Genomic DNA, 18679 nt, shown 5'->3' on the forward strand with positions numbered 1-18679 from the left:
GACGAACCGCGTCAGGGTCGCAGCCGTCTCCCTCCCTGGGGAATCGGGGTAGGGGTCCCCGCCGTCCCCAGGGAGGGAGACGGCGGAGACCCCACCACGGGCTTACGCCCGAGGCTTCTCGCGCATTTCGATCGTCTCGATCTCGTCGCCGATCTGGATGTCGTTGTACTTGCCCAGACCGATACCGGCCTCGAAGTCGGTGCGCACCTCGGTGACGTCGTCCTTGAAGCGGCGCAGCGACTCGATGGCCAGGTTGTCCGCGATGACGACGCCGTCGCGGATGACACGGGCCTTCGCGTTGCGGGTGATGGTCCCGCTGCGCACGATGACACCGGCGATGTTGCCGAACTTGCTCGAGCGGAACACCTCGCGGATCTCGGCGACACCGCTCTGCACCTCTTCGTACTCCGGCTTGAGCATTCCCTTGAGGGAGTTCTCGATCTCCTCCAGGGCGGAGTAGATGACGGAGTAGAAGCGGATGTCGACGCCCTCGCGCGCGGCGCGCTCGCGGGCCTTCGTGTCGGGCCGCACGTTGAAGCCCACGATGATCGCGTTGTCGATCGTCGCGAGGTTGACGTCGCTCTCGGTGATGGCACCGACACCGCGGTGGATGATGCGCAGCTGCACGGAGTCGTCGACCTCGATCTTGAGCACGGCCTCTTCGAGCGCCTCGACGGCACCGGAGACGTCACCCTTGATGACGAGGTTGAGCGATTCGACCTTGCCCTGCTCGAGAGCACGGGTGAAGTCCTCGAGGCTGATGCGCTTGCGGGCCTTGGCCAGCGTGGCGTTGCGCTCGACGGCTTCGCGCTTCTCGGCGATCTGACGTGCCGTGCGGTCGTCCTCGGTGACGAGGAACGTGTCGCCGGCTCGCGGGACGCTCGAGAGACCCTGCACCTGCACGGGCCGCGAGGGCTGCGCTTCGGTGACGGTCTCGCCGTTCTCGTCCATCATCGCCCGCACACGGCCGTAGGCCGTGCCGGCGACGATCGCGTCGCCGACCCGCAGCGTTCCCGACTGGATGAGCACGGTCGCAACCGCACCGCGCCCCTTGTCGAGCTTCGCCTCGATCGCGACACCGCGCGCATCCTTGTTCGGGTTGGCGCGCAGGTCGAGTCCCGCGTCGGCGGTGAGGAGCACCGCGTCGAGCAGGTCGGGGATGCCCTTCTGGGTGAGCGCGGAGACGTCGACGAACATCGTGTCGCCGCCGTACTCCTCGGCCACGAGGCCGTACTCGGTGAGCTGCTGACGCACCTTCGCCGGGTTCGCGCCTTCCTTGTCGACCTTGTTCACCGCGACCACGATCGGCACGTTGGCCGCCTGGGCGTGGTTCAGGGCCTCCACCGTCTGCGGCATGATGCCGTCGTCGGCCGCGACCACGAGGATCGCGAGGTCGGTGACCTGCGCACCACGGGCACGCATGGCGGTGAACGCCTCGTGACCCGGGGTGTCGATGAAGGTGATGGCGCGCTCGAAGCCCTCGTGCTCGGTCCACACCTGGTAGGCACCGATGTGCTGGGTGATGCCACCGGCCTCACCCGCGACGACGTTCGCCTGGCGGACCGCATCGAGGAGCTTCGTCTTACCGTGGTCGACGTGACCCATGACGGTCACGACCGGCGGACGGATCTCGAGGTCCTCGTCGCTCTCGTCGGCGAGTTCCTGGTCGAGGTCGATGTCGAAGCCCTCGAGGAGCTCCTTGTCCTCGTCCTCGGGCGAGACGACCTGCACCTTGTAGCCGAGCTCGGCGCCGAGCACCTCGAAGGTGGCCTCGTCGAGCGACTCGGTCGCGGTCGCCATCTCACCGAGCTGGAACAGCACGGTGACGAGGTTTCCGGGGGCGACCTGCATGCCGGTCAGCGACTCGATCTTGTCCGCGAAGTCGGAGATCGACGCGCCGCGGCGCATGCGGATGACCGTGTTGCCGTTGCCGCGGGGAACGCTGACGCCGCCGAGCGACGGGGCATCCCGCATCTCGAACTCTTGCCGCTTCGTCCGCTTCGACTTGCGCGCCTTGCTCTTGCCGCCGCCGCGACCGAAGGCACCCGCGGTACCACCGCCGGGGCCACGACCGCGACCGCCGCCACCACCGGGACGGGGGCCGCTGAAGCCGCCGCCGGGACGCTGGAAGCCGCCGCCCGCACCGCCGCCGGCACCGCCGGGACGCTGGAAGCCGCCGCCGGCACCGCCGGGTCGACCACCACCACCGGGGCGCTGCTGGAAGGGCGCGTTCGGACGCTGTCCGGGCACACCGGGACGCGGGGTGCCGGGGCGCGGCGCGGCCGGACGGGGTCCGCCGGGGCGCTGCATGCCCTGCGAGGGCGCGAACGGGTTGTTGCCCGGACGCGGGATGCCGGGCCGGGGTCCACCCGGTCGAGCCATGCCCTGCGAGGGGGCGTAGGGGTTGTTGCCGGGGCGCGGGATGCCGGGGCGGGGGCCACCGGCCGGGGTGCCCGGCTTGGCCGCGCCGGGCGCGGCCGGAGCGGCGGACGACGCCGCGGGTGCGGCGGGCGCCTGCGGACGCTCGGCGGCGGGGCGCTGCGGCGCCGGAGCACTCGGAGCCGCCTGTGCTGCGGGAGCCGGCTGAGCGGCGGGTGCCGCCTCGGCGGGCGCGGGCTGCGCGGCCGGAGCCGCGGGTGCGGCCGGGCCGGGACGCGGCGCGGACGGCGCCGACGGGGTCGACGCGGCGGCCGGCTTCGCGGGCGCAGCGGCGGGCTTCGCCGGAGCGGCGGAGGCGCCGTCGGCCTGCAGTGCGGCCCTCAGCCGCCGGGCGACCGGCGGCTCGATGCTCGAGGACGGTCCCTTGACGAACTCGCCCATCTGCTTGAGCTTCTCAAGCGCGGTCTTGCTGTCGACGCCGAGTTCGCTCGCGATCTCGTGTACGCGTGGTTTTGCCACAATTCTCCTGTCTGGGGCCCGCCCAGACAGGGCGGACGCTAGTGGGTGACGGGTCTCATTTCGAGCCGCTCATTAGTTGTCCATGTGCCGTTCAGCCTGTTCCGTCAGCTGGTAGATGGATTCGGGTGGTTCCCGAGATATGTCAGAACCGGTTCCGCGGCGAGGGGGCCGTCGACCCGGAGCGCACGACCGAAGGCGCGGCGCCGGATGGCGGTCTCGACGCAATCGCGGGTGGGGTGGACCCACGCGCCACGACCCGGCAAGCGGGCTGCGACATCCACGATCACCTGGCCATCGCGCGCGATCACGCGCAGCAAGGCCGATCGTGAGTCACGCTGCCGACAACCGAGGCAGGTTCTGACGGCTTCCAGTGTAGTCCCTCCCGGCCGGAGGTCGACCCCCGGGCGCACGATCTCGCGTTCAGCGGAACGCGCTCAGGCCTCGTCCTCGAGGATCGAGTCGGGCTGGATGTCGATGCGGGCGCCGGTGAGCTTCGCGGCGAGGCGGGCGTTCTGCCCCTCCTTGCCGATCGCGAGCGACAACTGGTAGTCGGGCACGAGCGCCCGCACGGCCTTCGTCGCCGGGTCGATCACGAACGCGCTCGTCACCTTGGCCGGAGACAAGGCGTTCGCGACGAACGTGGCGAGGTCCTCCGCGTAGTCGACGATGTCGATCTTCTCGTTGTTGAGCTCGGCGGTCACGGCCCGCACGCGCTGTCCGAGTTCGCCGATGCAGGCGCCCTTGGCGTTCACGCCCGGCTCCTTCGCCCGCACGGCGATCTTCGTGCGGTGACCGGCCTCGCGGGCGAGCGAGGTGATCTCCACGACGCCGCTCGCGATCTCGGGGACCTCGAGCGCGAAGAGCTTGCGCACGAGCGACGGGTGGGTGCGGCTCACGGTGATCGACGGGCCCTTGAGCCCCTTCGACACGCTCGTGACGTAGACGCGGATGCGGGAGCCGTGCGTGTACTCCTCGCCCGGCACCTGCTCCTCGGGGGGCAGGATGGCCTCGATCGAACCGAGGTCGACGTGCACCATGCGCGGGTTCGGTCCCTGCTGGATGACGCCGGCGACGATGTCGCCTTCGCGTCCGCGGAACTCGCCGAGCACCTTGTCGTCACCGATGTCGCGCAGCCGCTGGTTGATGACCTGCTTCGCGGCGAACGCAGCGATGCGGCCGAAGTCGGACGGGGAGTCGACGGCTTCGCCGATCTGCTCGCCGTTCTCGTCGAACTCGGGCACGTACACGGTCACGTGACCGGTCTTGCGATCGAGCTCCACCCGCGCGCCGGGCGCCTCGGGCTTGTGCTCGCCGGCCGCCTTGGTGTCGCCGGGCGTCTTCTGCTCGCCGACGTGCTTCAGGTAGGCGGTCAGGATGGCCTGCTCGATGATGCGGACGAGCTCGTCGAAGGGGATCTCGCGCTCCCGCTCCAGCATTCGCAGCACGCTGAGGTCGATGTCCACGGGGGCCTCCACTATTCAGATCTCGACGCCGGTACCGCTCTTCCGGCGTTCTCCCTACGATACCCGAGCCGAGCGTCCTGGATCACGTCCCGGTGTTCAACGGACGGCAGGCGAATTGACGATTCGCGTTCACCTGGCGTCGACACGGTGGGCGAGCCGCACTCGCGGCCCCCGCTCCCCCAGCCAGATTGGACCCTCGGTGACCCCTGACCGTCCGCGCTCCCGCCGCCGGCGCCTGCTCCCCGCCTTCGCGGCGACGGCAGCCGTGCTCGCGCCGCTCGCCGCCGCACCGCTCCCCGCCACCGCGGCGGAGGACCTCGCGTCGCGCTTCACCCTCGCGGTGCTGCCCGACACGCAGTTCTACGCCCGCTACTCCGCCGACCAGTTCATGCCGCGCTACGGCAACGACCCGTTCGCCGTGCAGACGCAGTGGCTCGCCGACCACGCCGAGGAGCTGAAGGTGCCCTTCGTGGCCCACCTCGGCGATGTCGTCGACCGGGTCGGCACGACGCGCGAGTGGGAGGCCGCCGACCGTGCGATGCAGACCCTCGACGACGCCGACGTGCCCTACTCGATCCTCGCCGGCAACCACGACGTGCGGAACTCGGCCGACGACTGGTACGACACCGACTACGACCTCGCGAACGAGCCCTTCGTGCAGTGGTTCGGCGCCGAGCGCGCAGCGGAACAGTCGACCTACGGCGGCAGCGACCCGACCGGGTTCAACCAGTACCACGTGTTCGAGGCGGAGGGACAGCAGTTCCTCGTGCTCGCGCTCAGCTGGCGCGCCTCCGACGCGACCCTCGCCTGGGCCCAGGAGGTGCTCGACGCGAACCCCACCCTCCCGGTCATCCTCACCACCCACTCGCTGCTGAACATCCAGCCCGACGGCGTCTCGCCCAAGGAGGACCCGTACGGCCAGCGCCTCTGGGAGAAGCTGATCCGCGCGAACGACCAGATCTTCCTGACCTTCAACGGCCACTTCCACGGCTCGACGCAGCTGACGAAGACCAACGACTTCGGTCACCCGGTCACGCAGGTGCTCATGGACTACCAGATGGCGTACGAGGGCGGCAACGGCTTCCTCGGCCTGCTCGAGTTCGACCTCACGAACAACCGGATCTCGGTGCAGACGGCGTCGCCGTGGGTGGTCTGGAAGCCGCGCGAGTCGCTCACCTCGTACGACCAGGCGTTCCTCGAGGAGCCGAACCAGCAGTTCACGATCGACCTCGACTTCGAGGAGCGCTTCGCCCGGTTCGCGCCCGACTTCACCGCGGGCACGCCCGACGAGCCGTCGCTCACCCAGAAGGCGCGCGACATCCTGCTCGACGGGTTCGAGGGCCCGGAGCCGATCGACCTGCAGCAGCCGGGCTCGCGTGACGACTTCGTCGAGGTCGAGGGCACGCTCGCGCACTGGCGCTTCGGCGGCACCGGGGAGGGCGTCGTGGCCGAGGGTCAGACCTTCGAGGACATCGCCGGCGACGCCGACCTGCACCGCGTTCCGATCACCGCGAGCGGCTCCGACTCCGCCCAGGTGGGCGATGTGACCGTGGACGACGACGCGAACCCGTTCTCGTCGGATTCGGCCGCCGTGTGCTTCGCGAACAGCGACAAGCGCACCGACCGGTTCAGCATCCTCGCCACCGAGGACACCGCGGCGGTCAACAACGCGCAGCTCGAGAACGGCTACACGATCGAGACGTTCCTCAAGATCGACGAATCGTGGAACTCGGATGCGAACAGCTGGATGAAGGCGATCGTGCGCTCCGGCAACCGCAGCCAGCTGCCCGGCATGCCGTGGTCGCAGTGGGACTACACCGCCTCACCCGTCGCTCTGGGACTCTCGAACCTCAAGGAGTTCCAGTGGACCGAGGTGCCCGTGACGACCACCAAGGGCGACCGCACCGCGTGGTCGGGCGAGATCATCCTCGACCGCTGGGTGCACGTCGCGATGGTGAACGACCCGGCGAAGCAGACCACCACCATGTACGTCGACGGCGCCCCGGTGCTGCGCAATGCGACCGACACCCTCGGTCACAGCCTCAACGAGGACATGCCGTGGGTGTTCGGCGCCGACTGGGTCGACGACCACGCCACGAACGGCTGGGCGGGCTGCATCGGCGAGACGCGCGTGATCGACCACCCGACCACCCCGGAGCAGTGGCTCACCGCGCGCCCCGACCTGTCGGGCTTCTCGGCGGAGCTCCCGACCGGCACCCTGCCGGCCGGCACCGTGATCGACGAGATCACCGGTGAGGGCACCCCCGGCGCCACGGTGACGCTCACCGGCGACCTCGCCGGCACCGCCGTCGTCGCGGAGGACGGCTCGTGGAGCATCCCGGTCGGCGAGCAGGTCGCCGCCGGCGGCGCCGCCCACGCGGGCATGCGGAGCGCCGCCGTGCTCCCCCGCGCCGCGCTCGCCCCGGGCGAGTACGCGGTCGAGGTGCGCCAGGGCTTCGGCCCGCGCGTCTCCGACCCGATCGGCAGCACGTTCGCGATCGCCGCGGCCCCGACCGACCCCGGTACGGGCACCCCGGGCACGGGCACTCCCGGCTCCGGTACACCGGGCTCGGGCACTCCGCGCCCGGCCGGTGACGGTCTCGCCTCGACGGGCGGCACCGTGTCGCCGATCGTGCCGATCGGCGCGGGCGTGCTGCTGCTCGCCGGTCTCGCCGGCGTGCTGATCGCCCGACGCCGCCGGACGGGCGCCGCCCAGGCCGGCACCGAGTCGGCCGAGTAACACCTCCCACGGGAAGGGCCCCGCACGACTCGCGTCGTGCGGGGCCCTTCCTCGTGCGCTCGCGCCCTCGACGTGTCGGGTCAGCCGATACGGGCGACGACCTCGTCGACCGAGAGCTTGACGCGCTCGCCGCTGCGGCGGTCCCACAGCTCGACGAATCCCTCCGCGGCGTCGCGGCCGACGATGACGATCGTCGGTACTCCGATGAGCTCCGCGTCGCCGAACTTGACGCCCGGCGAGACCTTCGGACGGTCGTCGTAGAGCACCTCGAGTCCGCCCTGCTCGAGGCGGCCGGCGAGCGCATCCGCGACCTCGAACACCGCCGCATCCTTGCCGGTGGCGACGACGTGCACGTCGAACGGGCTAACCTCGGCGGGCCAGATGAGGCCCTTCTCGTCGTTGTTGCTCTCGGCGATGACGGCGAGGATGCGCGTGACGCCGATGCCGTAAGAGCCCATCGTGACCGTCACGAGCTTGCCGTTCTCGTCGAGAACCTTGAGCCCGAGCTCCTCGGCGAAGAACCGGCCGAGCTGGAACACGTGCCCGATCTCCATGCCGCGGGCGATCTCGACCGGTCCGGAACCGTCGGGCGACGGGTCGCCGGGGCGCACCTCCGCCGCCTCGACCCATCCGTCGCCGACGAAGTCGCGACCGGCGACGAGACCGAACACGTGCTTCTCGTGCTCGTTGGCCCCGGTGATCCACGAGGTGCCGTCCACGACGCGCGGGTCGAGCAGGTACCGGATGTTCGTCGCCGACTCGAGGCCCAGCACGGGTCCGGTGGGCGACCAGGGGCCGATGTAGCCCTTCACGAGACCGGCGTTCGAGTCGAAGTCCGCCTCGGTCGCGGGCTCGACGTCGGCGGGCGCGAACGCCACCTCGACGCGCTTCATGTCCACGTCGCGGTCACCGGGGATGCCGATGACGACGAGCTCGCGGGTGCCGTCGAGGTGGGTCAGGGCGAGCACGACGTTCTTGAGGGTGTCGGCCGCCGTCCAGGCGCGGTCCTCACGCGGGTAGCGATCGTTCGCGAGGTCGACGAGCGTCGCGATCGTCGGAGTTCCGGGCGAGTCGAGGATCGTCGCCTCGGGCAGCCCCTCAGTGGGCTGCGGGTCAGGGGCGACGGTCGTGAACGCCTCGACATTGGCGGCGTATCCGCCGTCCGTGCGCACGAAGGAGTCCTCGCCGATGGGAGTCGGGTGCAGGAACTCCTCGCTGCGGGCACCGCCCATCAGGCCGTTGTCGGCGGCGACGATGACGTACTCGAGGCCGAGGCGGGAGAAGATCCGCTCGTAGGCGTCGCGCTGCGCCATGTAGCTGATCTCGAGCCCCTCGTCGGTGTAGTCGAACGAGTAGGCGTCCTTCATCGTGAACTCGCGGCCGCGCAGCAGACCGGCGCGCGGGCGGGCCTCGTCGCGGTACTTGTCCTGGATCTGGTAGATCGACAGGGGCAGGTCCTTGTACGAGGAGTACAGGTCTTTGACCATGAGGGTGAACATCTCCTCATGGGTGGGTGCGAGCAGGTAGTCGGCGCCCTTGCGGTCCTTGAGACGGAAGATGCCGTCGCCGTAGGTCTCCCAGCGGCCGGAGCGCTCGTAGGGCTCCTTCGGCAGCAACGCCGGGAAGTGCACCTCCTGGGCACCCGCGGCGGCCATCTCCTCGCGGATGATCTTCTCGATCCGGGCCTTCACCCGCAAACCGAGCGGGAGCCAGGCGAAGATGCCCGGTCCCTGCCGGCGGATGTAGCCGGCGCGCACGAGCAGGCGGTGGCTCTGCACCTCGGCGTCGGCGGGGTCTTCGCGGAGGGTGCGGAGGAAGAGCTGGGTCAGGCGAGTGGGCACCGCCCCATGCTATCGACGCGGATGCGGAGCTTCGTCGGCGCGGCCGCGTTGCGGCTAGGCCCGGTGGGAGCAGGGGGGCTGCCCCCACCGGGAAGGTCGACGGGGACGGTGTTCGGCCCACCCCCGGACCGAGCTTCATCGTCCCGTCTCAGCGCACTCTCGGCGCAGCCCCAATCCGGGGGTGCCGCACGCGGATGATCGACCACAATCCCGGTCGCCGAGCCTGTCGAAGCGGCCATCCCGCGCCACCCACTCCGCCTCCACTACTCCTCCACAGGAGCCTCCGTGAACCGGTTCTCCACAGCGAAAGGCGCTCCTGATCGGGATAAATGCAATGTCCGTGGCACCCCTCACACTGAGGACATGAACACAGCAGCGGCCCTCATCGAGCAGGCGGAACACCTGCTCCGCGAGGCCGCCGCGCTGCCCACCGACACCCTCACCGACACGGAAGTGTGCGACCTCACCGCCCGCAGCGAAGCCGCGGGCCGGGTGCTCGACGCACTTCGAGTGGTGGCCGCCGGTGAGCTCGCGGGACGGTCGCGGCGCGAGCTCGGCACCGAGGGGCTCGCCTACCGTCACGGCTGCACCCGGCCCGCGCACCTGATCGAACGGCTCACGCTCGTGTCGCAACGCGAGGCAGGCGCTCGCATCCGCCTCGCCGACGCGCTGCGTGACCGTGTCGCCCTCACCGGTGAAGTGCTTCCCGCCCGCCACCCCGCGGTCGCGGACGCGGTACGCGACGGGCGCATCGGCACCGAATCGGCCGCGCGGATCGTCGACATGCTCGACACCGCGGCCGACGGATGTGCCGACTACGAGGCACTCGAGCAGGCGGAGCGCGACCTCGTCGACCTCGCCACGTTGCACTCGGCCGACGCGCTGAAGGCAGCGCTGGCGGTGTGGCAGGCGCGCCTCGACCCGGACGGCGTCCGCCCCCGTGACGAGATCCTCCGCGCACAACGCCGGTTCACGATGGGACGAGAGCGGGACGGGATGACACCGTTCTCGGGTGTCGCCGACCCGTTCTCCGCGGGCCTGTTGCGCGCCGCGATGGCGGACAGCGCTGCACCCGACCGAACGCCCCGGTTCCTGGACCCCGACGACCTCGACCCGGCCGACCCGCGCCTCGATCCGCGAACGAGGGACCAACGGCAGTTCGACACCCTCATCGGACTGGTCACCGCTGGACTGCGAAACCCGGGCGAGAGCGGGTCGCTACGTCCGACGGCGTTGGTCAACATCATCGTCACCGCCGACGACCTCCGCACCGGTGAAGGGGTGGCGTGGATCGACGACATCGACACCCCGATCAGCGCGTTCACCGCCCACGCCCTCACCTGCGACGCCGACACGTCCACCATCGTGCTGGGCGCGAACGGCGAAGTGCTCCACCTCGGTCGGAGGGAGCGCCTCTTCACCGCCGCGCAACGTCGGGCCCTCGCTGTCCGAGACGGTGGCTGCGTCTGGCCCGGCTGCACAGCCCCACCGTCGTGGTGTCACGCGCACCACATCGTCGAATGGAGCGACAACGGCCCCACCGACGTGAACAACGGGGTGCTGCTGTGCCCCGCGCATCACACGATGCTGCACGCCAGCACCTACCGGCTCCGGATGATCCGCGGCAAACCGCACCTGCTCGCCCCACCCCACATCGACCGAGAACAGCAGTGGCGCCCCGTCGGACGACAACGTGCAACCATGCGCGCCCCCGCCACCGCGAGATCCCGCTAAGCCCCACGCTCGCCGCGCCCGTCCGAGCGCCGCGCAGACGCCGCCCGGCGAAGGTCAGACGGTGACGACCTCGGGGGTGCCGGTCTCGCTCGCGGGCATCTCGGCCGCGAGGCGGTTCGCCTCGTCGATGAGCGTCTGCACGATCTCCGACTCGGGGACCGTCTTGATGACCTCGCCCTTGACGAAGATCTGGCCCTTGCCGTTGCCGGAGGCGACACCGAGGTCCGCCTCGCGGGCCTCGCCCGGTCCGTTCACGACGCAGCCCATGACCGCGACGCGCAGCGGCACCGTCATGCCCTGCAGGCCCTCCGTCACGCTGTCGGCGAGGGAGTACACGTCGACCTGGGCGCGGCCGCACGACGGGCACGACACGATCTCGAGCTTGCGCTCGCGCAGATTGAGCGACTGCAGGATCTGCAGGCCCACCTTGACCTCCTCCGCGGGAGGGGCGGAGAGCGAGACGCGGATGGTGTCGCCGATGCCCTCCGACAGCAGGATGCCGAACGCGGTGGCGGACTTGATGGTGCCCTGGAACGCGGGGCCGGCCTCGGTCACGCCGAGGTGGAGCGGCCAGTCCCCACGCTGGGCGAGCAACCGGTACGCCTGCACCATGATCACCGGGTCGTTGTGCTTGACCGAGATCTTGAAGTCGTGGAAGTCGTGCTCCTCGAACAGGCTCGCCTCCCAGACGGCGCTCTCGACGAGCGCCTCCGGGGTCGCCTTGCCGTACTTCTGGAGCAGTCGAGGGTCGAGCGATCCGGCGTTGACGCCGATGCGCAGTGAGACGCCCGCATCCTTCGCCGCCTTCGCGATCGCGCCGACCTGGTCGTCGAACTTGCGGATGTTGCCCGGGTTCACGCGCACGGCCGCGCATCCGGCGTCGATCGCCTGGAAGACGTACTTCGGCTGGAAGTGGATGTCGGCGATGACCGGGATCTGGCTCTTCTTCGCGATGATCGGCAACGCGTCGGCGTCGTCCTGGCTCGGCACGGCGACGCGCACGATGTCGCAACCGGACGCGGTGAGCTCGGCGATCTGCTGGAGGGTCGCGTTGATGTTCGTGGTGGGCGTCGTGGTCATCGACTGCACGCTCACGGGTGCGTCACCACCGACCAGCACCTTGCCGACCTTGATCTGGCGGGACTTGCGTCGGGGGGCGAGCACCTCCGGCTTGCGGGGCATTCCGATGTTCACTGCGGGCACCCCCTCAGCCTACGCGCGAGGCGGTGAACGGATGCTGTGGTGCGCGCGTCGGACGGGTGGCGTCCGCTAGCCGACCAGGGTGATGGGCTTGACGATGTCGGCGTAGATGAGCAGCACGCTCATGCCGCCGAGCAGGATCACGACCGCGAAGGTCAGCGGGATGATCTTCGCGGTGTCGACGGGGCCCGGATCGGGTCGGCGGAAGAGCTTCGCGAACCCGCGCCGGATCGCCTCCCACAGCGCGCCGGCGACGTGTCCGCCGTCGAGCGGCATCAGCGGGATGAGGTTGAACACGAACAGCGCCACGTTGAGCGAGGCGAGCAGACCGATGAGCGCGGCGACGCGATCGGCGACCGGCGCGGTGTCGATGCTCGCGATCTCGCCGGCGAGACGACCCACCCCGACGACCGAGACGGGACCGTTGGGGTCGCGCTCCTCGCTGCCGAACGCCGCGTTCCACACGTCGATGAGTCGCTGCGGCAGGTTGAGGATGAGCTGACCGACCCGCACGACGTTGTCGCCGACCGCGGGAAGCACCTCGGTGATCGGCTGTCGCACGTTCTCGGTCGCGGCACCGATGCCGACGAAGCCGACGTCCTGGGTGATGGGCTCCCCCGCGGCGTCGGTGCGCACCTGTCCATCCGCGTCGAACGCGTAGCGCTCCGACAGCAGCGGCGTCACCTCGAGGTCCACCTGCTCGCCGTCGCGCTCGACGACGACCGCGAGTGGTTCGTCGGGCGATTCGCGGATGATCTCGGTCGCCTGCTGCCACGACGTGATGCCGGTGCCGTCGATGCTCACCAGCCGGTCCCCCGGCCGGATGCCGGCCTCCGCCCCGGGCGCGGCCGGATCGTCGGCGGCGCACTCCTGCCGCTCGCTCGTCGCCGGAAGCACGCACGCGCTCACCGATCCGACGGTCGTGCTGAGCTGGGCGACGCCGAAGCCCATGAGCAGCACGCCGTAGAGCACGACGGCGATCACGAGGTTCATGAACGGTCCGCCGAGCATGATGACGATGCGCTTGAGCACCGGGAGCTTGTAGAAGACCCGCTGCTCCTCGCCCGGCGTGATGGTCTGGGCTGAGGCGTCCCGCGCATCCTGCACGAGGGTCTGGAAGAACCCGGTGCTCGCCGTGCGGGCCATGCCGCCGGGGCGCGTGGGCGGGAACATGCCGGCCATCGAGATGTATCCGCCGAGCGGGAGCGCCTTGACGCCGTACTCGGTCTCGCCGCGGCGCCGCGACCAGAGCGTCGGGCCGAAGCCGATCATGTACTGGCCGACCTTGACCCCGAACAGTTTCGCGGGCACGAGGTGGCCGATCTCGTGCAGGCCGATGGAGACACCGAGCCCCACGACGACGACGAGGATACCGACGACGTAGAGGAGCACCGATTCCACCTGCTCAGCGTAGGGGCAGCCACCTCCGAGCATGCTGCGGACCGGTCCCCCGATGGTCCTCCGATGGGGGGACACGGCCTACCATGAGCCCCATGACGACCATCGACACCGGCGAGGGCGTCGCCGCCCTGGGTGGCGTCGGCCATCTCTTCGGCGGCCGCTACCGCGCCGAGGAACTGGTCGGCCGTGGCGGCATGGCCTCCGTGTACCGCGCGGTGGACCAGTCGCTCGGCCGCACGGTCGCGCTCAAAGTGTTCCGGCGCGATCTGGCCGATGCCGACGACGTGCGTCGGCAGCACGAGGAGATCCAGCTCGTCGCCTCGCTCAACCACCCCGGCCTCGTCACCCTCTACGACGCCGTCGCGGACGAGGACGGTCGCGCGTTCCTCGTGCTCGAGTTCGTCGCCGGCCGGGAGCTCCGGCTGCTGTTGCACGAGGGCCCTCTCGATCCCGCCTCCGTCGCCGTCATCGGCGCGGATGTCGCCGAGGCGCTCGCCTACACGCACGCCCGGGGCATCGTGCACCGCGACGTGAAGCCCGGCAACATCCTGATCCCCGACGGCGAAGCCGCCTCGACCGGTCCCCGGGCGAAGCTCGCGGACTTCGGGATCGCCCGCATCGTGGACGGCACCCGGCTCACCTCCACCGGATCGGTGCTCGGCACGGCGAGCTACCTGAGCCCCGAGCAGGCGGTCGGGGGCGCAGTCGGCCCGGCGAGCGACGTGTACTCCTTCGGTCTCGTGCTGCTCGAGTGCCTCACCGGCGCCCGGGCCTTCGAGGGCAGCGGTCTCGAGGCCGCGGCTGCGCGCCTGGCGCGCGACCCGGTGGTGCCCGACCACCTCGGCGCGTGGGCGCCCCTGCTGCGCGAGATGACGACGCGGGAGCCGCAGCAGCGCCCGTCGGCCGGACAGGTCGCGGAACGCCTGCGGATGATCGCCGCGCATCCGGCGGAGCTGCTCGAGCCCACCCGCCGGCTCCCGGCGACCCCGCTGCCCTCCACCGAGGCGATGGCTCACGCCACTGTGCCCTCGACCGCGGAGACGAGCGGTTCGGAGCCCGGAGTGCCAGTGCCGTCGCCGTCGCCGTCGCCGTCGCCGTCGCCGTCGCCGTCGCCGTCGCCGTCGACCCAGCAGCTGCCGGCCGCGACGGTGGACTCCACCGATCGGGCCGACCGGCGCCCCCGCCGCCGCCGGTGGGTGCTCGCCGCCGTGCTCGCCCTGCTTGTGGTCGCAGCGGTCCTCGTGCCCCTCCTGGTGCCCGGCATCCTCTCCGGCGCCGCCGAGCCCTCGGCCACACCGGACTATCCCGCCGTCGAGGGCACCCTCGGCGAGCACCTCGACCGGCTGCAGAGGAGTGTGGCGCCGTGAGACGACGACTGACGCTCGCCGCCGCGACCGCGGCGATGACGGCGGCTCTGCTCGCCGGCTGCGCCGCGAACCCCTACCCCGCCGAGACCGCGGACGCGTTGCAGCAGAAGGTGCTCACCGTGTCGCAGACGATCGCCGCGGGCGACCTCGCCGCGGCGCGCACCCAGCTCGACGAACTGCAGGCGAGCATCGACGCGGCCCACGACGACGACCGCCTCACCGCGGATCGACACGACGACATCGCGACCGCGATCGCGCTCGTGCGCGCCGACCTCGAAGCCACCCTCGCCCAGCAGGCTCAGCAGGCCGCCGAGGCCGAAGCCGCGCGAATCGAGCAGGAGACGGCCCTGCGCGAGCAGGAGGAGGCGCAGCGTCAGCAGGAGGAGGCGCAGCGCCAGCAGCAGGAGAACGACGACGACGACGAGAAGGGCAAGCCCGAGGGACCGGAGAAGCCCGAGAAGCCGGAGAAGCCCGAAAAGGGCGACTGACGCCGGACCGTCACCTCGACGCGTTCACCGGTGCGTCAGCGGGAGCGGGCGATGAGTTCGTCGGCCGCCGCGCGGGCCTCGCGCTCCGCCTCGAGCACCCCGTCGAGCGTCATCTCCAGCGGGTCGTGGGCGTCGACGACGGCGCGCACGGTATCGACGATGTCGAGGAAGCCGATGCGCCCGTCGTGGAACGCGTCGACGGCCTGCTCGTTCGCGGCGTTGTACACGGCGGGATAGGTCGCCCCGGCGAGGCCGACCTGCTTGGCGAGTCCCACCGCGGGGAACGCCTCGTCATCGAGCGGCTCGAACGTCCAGGTGGATGCCGTCGACCAGTCGAGCGGTCGCCCCACCCCGGGCACGCGGTGCGGCCAGTCGAGCCCGAGGGAGATCGGCAGCTTCATGTCGGGCGGCGAGGCCTGCGCGATGGTCGACCCGTCGACGAACTCGACCATCGAGTGCACGATCGACTGCGGATGCACCGTGACCTCGATGCGCTCGAAGGGCACGCCGAACAGCAGGTGCGCCTCGATCACCTCGAGGCCCTTGTTCACGAGCGTCGCCGAGTTCGTGGTGATGACCCGGCCCATGTTCCAGGTCGGATGCGCGAGGGCGTCCGACGGCGACACGTTCCTCATCTGCTCCCGGGTGCGGCCGCGGAACGGCCCGCCGGACGCGGTGACGACGAGGCGCGCCACCTCGTCCCCCGAGCCGGAGCGCAGGGCCTGCGCGATGGCGGAGTGCTCGGAGTCCACCGGCACGAGTTGTCCGGGTGCGGCCCGCTCCGTGACGAGCGAACCGCCGACGATGAGGCTCTCCTTGTTCGCGAGAGCGAGCACGCGGCCCTCGTCGAGCGCGGCGAGCGTGGGCGCGAGGCCCACCGAGCCGGTGATGGCGTTGAGCACGACGTCCGCCTCGACGTCGCGCACGAGCTCAGTGGCCTCCTCGGCGCCGATCGCGATCGCGTCGACGCCGAACCGCCGCGCCTGCTCGGTCGCGAGTTCCCGGTTGCGACCGGCGGCGACGCCGACGAGTTCGAACCGGTCGGGGTTCTCGGAGATGACCTCGAGGGCCTGCACGCCGATCGACCCCGTCGACCCGAGCAGGAGGACGCGGCGCACGGTGCGGCTCAGTTCGTGGCGAGGATGTCGACGACGAAGACGAGCACGCTGTCGCCCTTGATGAGCTCGCCGCTCCCGGCCTCGCCGTAGCCCTCGCTCGGCGGGATGACGGCGATCACCTGGGAACCGACCTTCTGGCCGACGAGTGCGGCCTTGAACCCGGGGATGACGCCGTCGGTCGGGAAGGTGGCGGGTTCGCCGCGCTCCCAGCTGCTGTCGAAGACCTCGTTCGAGTCCCAGATCACGCCCGTGTAGTGCACGGTGACGCTCGCGCCCTCTTCGACCGTGGGTCCGTCACCGACGATCAGCGGAGCGATCTCGAGTTCCGTCGGTGCCGGCTCGTCCGGGACGGTGATCGTGGGCGCCCCGTCCTCGTCGAGTTCGACCTTCGGGAACTCGGTCGGAACATCGGCCACCTCGCCCTCGGCGCGCTCGAGGGGCGGGTCGGCGATCGCGACGAGGTCGGCGATGATGACGGCGGAGCTGCCCTCCTGCACGAGCGGCTGCTGGCTGTTCTCGCCGAAGTCGCCGGACGGCGCGACCGAGACGATGCGCGTGCCGGCGGGCGAGCACTCGAGCGTCTTCACGATCGCCGGCACGAAGCTCTCGTCGAGGGTGATCTGCTCGGGGGCCGAGCCGTCGTGGCCGCTCGAGAGGATCTCGTCGCCGGTCGCCCCGTCGAGCAGGGTGATCTCGGCCGTCACGGTGTCGCCCTCGCGGGCGACCGGACCCTCGCCGTCGATGACGACGGTGCGCTGCATCTTCTCGACGGTGAGCGGGAAGTCGAAGTTGACCTCCGGCTTCGCGCCGAGCTCACCGTCGACGGTCACGCCGTTGGATGCGCCGCCCGCGGCGGGTGCCTCGCAATTGCCGCCGGAGGTGCTGTCGGCGACATCGCCGCCGCCGCCTCCCGTTGCGGTGCACGCGCTGAGGGTGAGGAGCAGACCCGCCGCGGCGGTGAGAGCGAGACGGGAACGCATGGGGGAACTCTTTCGTCGGTCGACACGCAAGGCTCCAGTCTGACAGGCCTCACCTGAAGACGCCCACCGCATCCGCTGCGACGTAGCCTGAAGGCATGACGTTCACGGTCCCCCAGCAGCGCCACCTCGTCACCGAACTGCCCGGGCCCCGGTCCCGTGCCCTCCAGGAGCGACGCGAGCGCTCCGTCAGCCGCGGTGCCGGCACCCTCGCCAACATCTACATGGATCACGGCTCGGGCGCGATCCTCGTCGACGTCGACGGCAACCGCCTCATCGACCTCGGCTGCGGCATCGGCGTGACCACGATCGGTCACGCCCACCCGGAGATCGCCGCCGCGGCGTCGGAACAGGCGTCGAAGCTCACCCACACCCTGTTCACGGTGACGCCGTACGAGAACTACGTTCGCGTCGCCGAGAAGCTCGCCGAGATCACCCCGGGCGACTTCGAGAAGCACTCGATCCTCGTGAACTCGGGCGCTGAGGCGGTGGAGAACGCCGTCAAGATCGCCCGCAAGTACACGGGCCGGCGCGCGATCGTCGCCCTCGACCACGCCTTCCACGGCCGTACCAACCTCACGATGCAGATGACCTACCGGCCGTGGCCGGAGCGGGCCGGCATGGGCCCCTTCCCCGGCGAGATCTACTCGGTGCCGGTGAGCTATCCCTTCCGGGACGGGCTGAGCGGCGAGGAGGCGGCGGAGCGGACGATCGACTACATCCGCACCCACATCGGGGCGACGGAGGTCGCCGCCTTCTTCGTCGAACCGATCCAGGGCGACGGCGGCATCGTCATTCCCGCGCCGGGCTTCTTCCAGCGCATCGCGGAGTTCTGCGCGGAGAACGGCATCGTGTTCGTCGCCGACGAGATCCAGGCGGGCATCGCGCGCACCGGCACCTGGTACTCGATCGAGCACCACCCGGGCGTCGTTCCGGACCTCGTGACGAGTGCGAAGGGCATCGCGGGCGGGTTCCCGCTCGCCGCGGTCACCGGTCGCGCCGAGATCATGGATGCGGTGCAGCCCGGCGGAATCGGCGGCACCTTCGGCGGCAACCCGGTGTCGACGGCGGCGGCCCTCGCCGTGTTCGACCTCATCGAGCGCGAGGATCTGCTGGGCGAGGCGCGGCGCGTCGAGCGCGCGCTGCAGGCGCGGATCGGCGATTGGGCGGACCGCTTCGACGTGGTGGGCGAGGTGCGCGGCAAGGGCGCCATGTTCGGCGTCGAACTCGTGAAGCCCGGCACCCGCACCCCGAACCCGGAGGCGCTGCAGGCGGTGCTCACGCACGCGACGACCAACGGCGTCATCGCCCTCGACGCCGGCAGCTGGGACTCGGTGCTGCGCATCATGCCGAGCGTCGTGATCAGCGAAGAACTCATCGACGACGCCGCCTCGGTGCTCGAGGAGGCGCTCGAGCGTCTCTGAACGACGTGAACGGCCCCGCGGATCGAGC

At 70.8% G+C, this 18679-nt stretch carries 13 protein-coding genes; 5 read left to right on the forward strand and 8 right to left on the reverse strand.

Annotated features, from left to right (window positions below; translation table 11 throughout):
- Positions 1 to 102: 102 nt before the first annotated feature.
- The 3 genes from infB to nusA form a co-directional block, all read right to left on the reverse strand.
- Positions 103 to 2898: a translation initiation factor IF-2 gene (infB, locus tag CLV46_RS11180; protein ID WP_100364841.1), complete on the reverse strand. Its 2796-nt coding sequence runs from the start codon at positions 2896 to 2898 to the stop codon at positions 103 to 105.
- Between the two features lie 104 nt (positions 2899 to 3002).
- Positions 3003 to 3308, reverse strand: a complete 306-nt coding sequence (locus tag CLV46_RS11185) for a YlxR family protein (protein ID WP_281253571.1) — start codon at positions 3306 to 3308, stop codon at positions 3003 to 3005.
- Between the two features lie 24 nt (positions 3309 to 3332).
- The gene (nusA, locus tag CLV46_RS11190; protein WP_100364842.1) at positions 3333 to 4361 is read right to left on the reverse strand and encodes a transcription termination factor NusA; all 1029 of its coding nucleotides are present in this window, start codon (positions 4359 to 4361) and stop codon (positions 3333 to 3335) included.
- A 199-nt stretch (positions 4362 to 4560) separates the two neighbouring features.
- Here nusA and CLV46_RS11195 point away from each other — a divergent pair, with 199 nt between their 5' ends.
- Positions 4561 to 7101 carry a metallophosphoesterase gene (locus CLV46_RS11195; RefSeq protein ID WP_211282185.1) on the forward strand — a complete coding sequence of 847 codons (2541 nt, stop codon included), beginning with the start codon at positions 4561 to 4563 and terminating at the stop codon, positions 7099 to 7101.
- An 80-nt stretch (positions 7102 to 7181) separates the two neighbouring features.
- Here CLV46_RS11195 and CLV46_RS11200 read toward each other — a convergent pair whose 3' ends face one another.
- A complete protein-coding gene (locus tag CLV46_RS11200) occupies positions 7182 to 8942 on the reverse strand; it encodes a proline--tRNA ligase (RefSeq protein ID WP_100364844.1) in 1761 nt (586 codons plus the stop codon).
- 363 nt (positions 8943 to 9305) lie between these two features.
- Here CLV46_RS11200 and CLV46_RS11205 point away from each other — a divergent pair, with 363 nt between their 5' ends.
- Positions 9306 to 10676, forward strand: a complete 1371-nt coding sequence (locus CLV46_RS11205; RefSeq protein WP_100364845.1) for an HNH endonuclease signature motif containing protein — start codon at positions 9306 to 9308, stop codon at positions 10674 to 10676.
- A gap of 54 nt (positions 10677 to 10730) precedes the next feature.
- Here the strand turns inward: CLV46_RS11205 and ispG are convergent, their stop codons facing one another.
- Positions 10731 to 11879: a flavodoxin-dependent (E)-4-hydroxy-3-methylbut-2-enyl-diphosphate synthase gene (ispG, locus tag CLV46_RS11210; RefSeq protein WP_211282186.1), complete on the reverse strand. Its 1149-nt coding sequence runs from the start codon at positions 11877 to 11879 to the stop codon at positions 10731 to 10733.
- A 66-nt stretch (positions 11880 to 11945) separates the two neighbouring features.
- On the reverse strand, positions 11946 to 13277 hold the full coding sequence (locus CLV46_RS11215; RefSeq protein WP_245866753.1) for a M50 family metallopeptidase: 1332 nt from the start codon (positions 13275 to 13277) through the stop codon (positions 11946 to 11948).
- 92 nt (positions 13278 to 13369) lie between these two features.
- On the opposite strand from CLV46_RS11215, the gene CLV46_RS11220 reads away from it, so the two are divergent.
- Positions 13370 to 14644, forward strand: a complete 1275-nt coding sequence (locus CLV46_RS11220; protein ID WP_100364846.1) for a serine/threonine-protein kinase — start codon at positions 13370 to 13372, stop codon at positions 14642 to 14644.
- Complete coding sequence (locus CLV46_RS11225) at positions 14641 to 15132, forward strand: hypothetical protein (RefSeq protein ID WP_100364847.1); 492 nt, start codon at positions 14641 to 14643, stop codon at positions 15130 to 15132. Before CLV46_RS11220 ends, CLV46_RS11225 begins: the two co-directional genes overlap by 4 nt.
- Positions 15133 to 15167: 35 nt before the next feature.
- Here CLV46_RS11225 and dxr read toward each other — a convergent pair whose 3' ends face one another.
- Together dxr and CLV46_RS11235 are read right to left on the reverse strand one after the other, a co-directional pair.
- The gene (gene dxr, locus CLV46_RS11230; RefSeq protein WP_100364848.1) at positions 15168 to 16250 is read right to left on the reverse strand and encodes a 1-deoxy-D-xylulose-5-phosphate reductoisomerase; all 1083 of its coding nucleotides are present in this window, start codon (positions 16248 to 16250) and stop codon (positions 15168 to 15170) included.
- Positions 16251 to 16258: 8 nt separating this feature from the next.
- Complete coding sequence (locus CLV46_RS11235) at positions 16259 to 17230, reverse strand: FKBP-type peptidyl-prolyl cis-trans isomerase (RefSeq protein WP_100364849.1); 972 nt, start codon at positions 17228 to 17230, stop codon at positions 16259 to 16261.
- 95 nt (positions 17231 to 17325) lie between these two features.
- On the opposite strand from CLV46_RS11235, the gene CLV46_RS11240 reads away from it, so the two are divergent.
- On the forward strand, positions 17326 to 18651 hold the full coding sequence (locus CLV46_RS11240) for an aminotransferase class III-fold pyridoxal phosphate-dependent enzyme (protein WP_100364850.1): 1326 nt from the start codon (positions 17326 to 17328) through the stop codon (positions 18649 to 18651).
- The last annotated feature ends 28 nt before the right edge of the window (positions 18652 to 18679 follow it).

The organism is Diaminobutyricimonas aerilata, from assembly GCF_002797715.1.
GTDB classification, from domain to species: Bacteria; Actinomycetota; Actinomycetes; order Actinomycetales; family Microbacteriaceae; genus Diaminobutyricimonas; species Diaminobutyricimonas aerilata.

What these genes read in the sequence shown, in the direction of transcription:
- CLV46_RS11235 (WP_100364849.1), bottom strand. Translation starts at nt 17,230, where the DNA reads ATGCGTTCCCGTCTCGCTCTCACCGCCGCGGCGGGTCTGCTCCTCACC.
- CLV46_RS11220 (WP_100364846.1), top strand. Translation starts at nt 13,370, where the DNA reads ATGACGACCATCGACACCGGCGAGGGCGTCGCCGCCCTGGGTGGCGTC.
- CLV46_RS11240 (WP_100364850.1), top strand. Translation starts at nt 17,326, where the DNA reads ATGACGTTCACGGTCCCCCAGCAGCGCCACCTCGTCACCGAACTGCCC.
- CLV46_RS11205 (WP_100364845.1), top strand. Translation starts at nt 9,306, where the DNA reads ATGAACACAGCAGCGGCCCTCATCGAGCAGGCGGAACACCTGCTCCGC.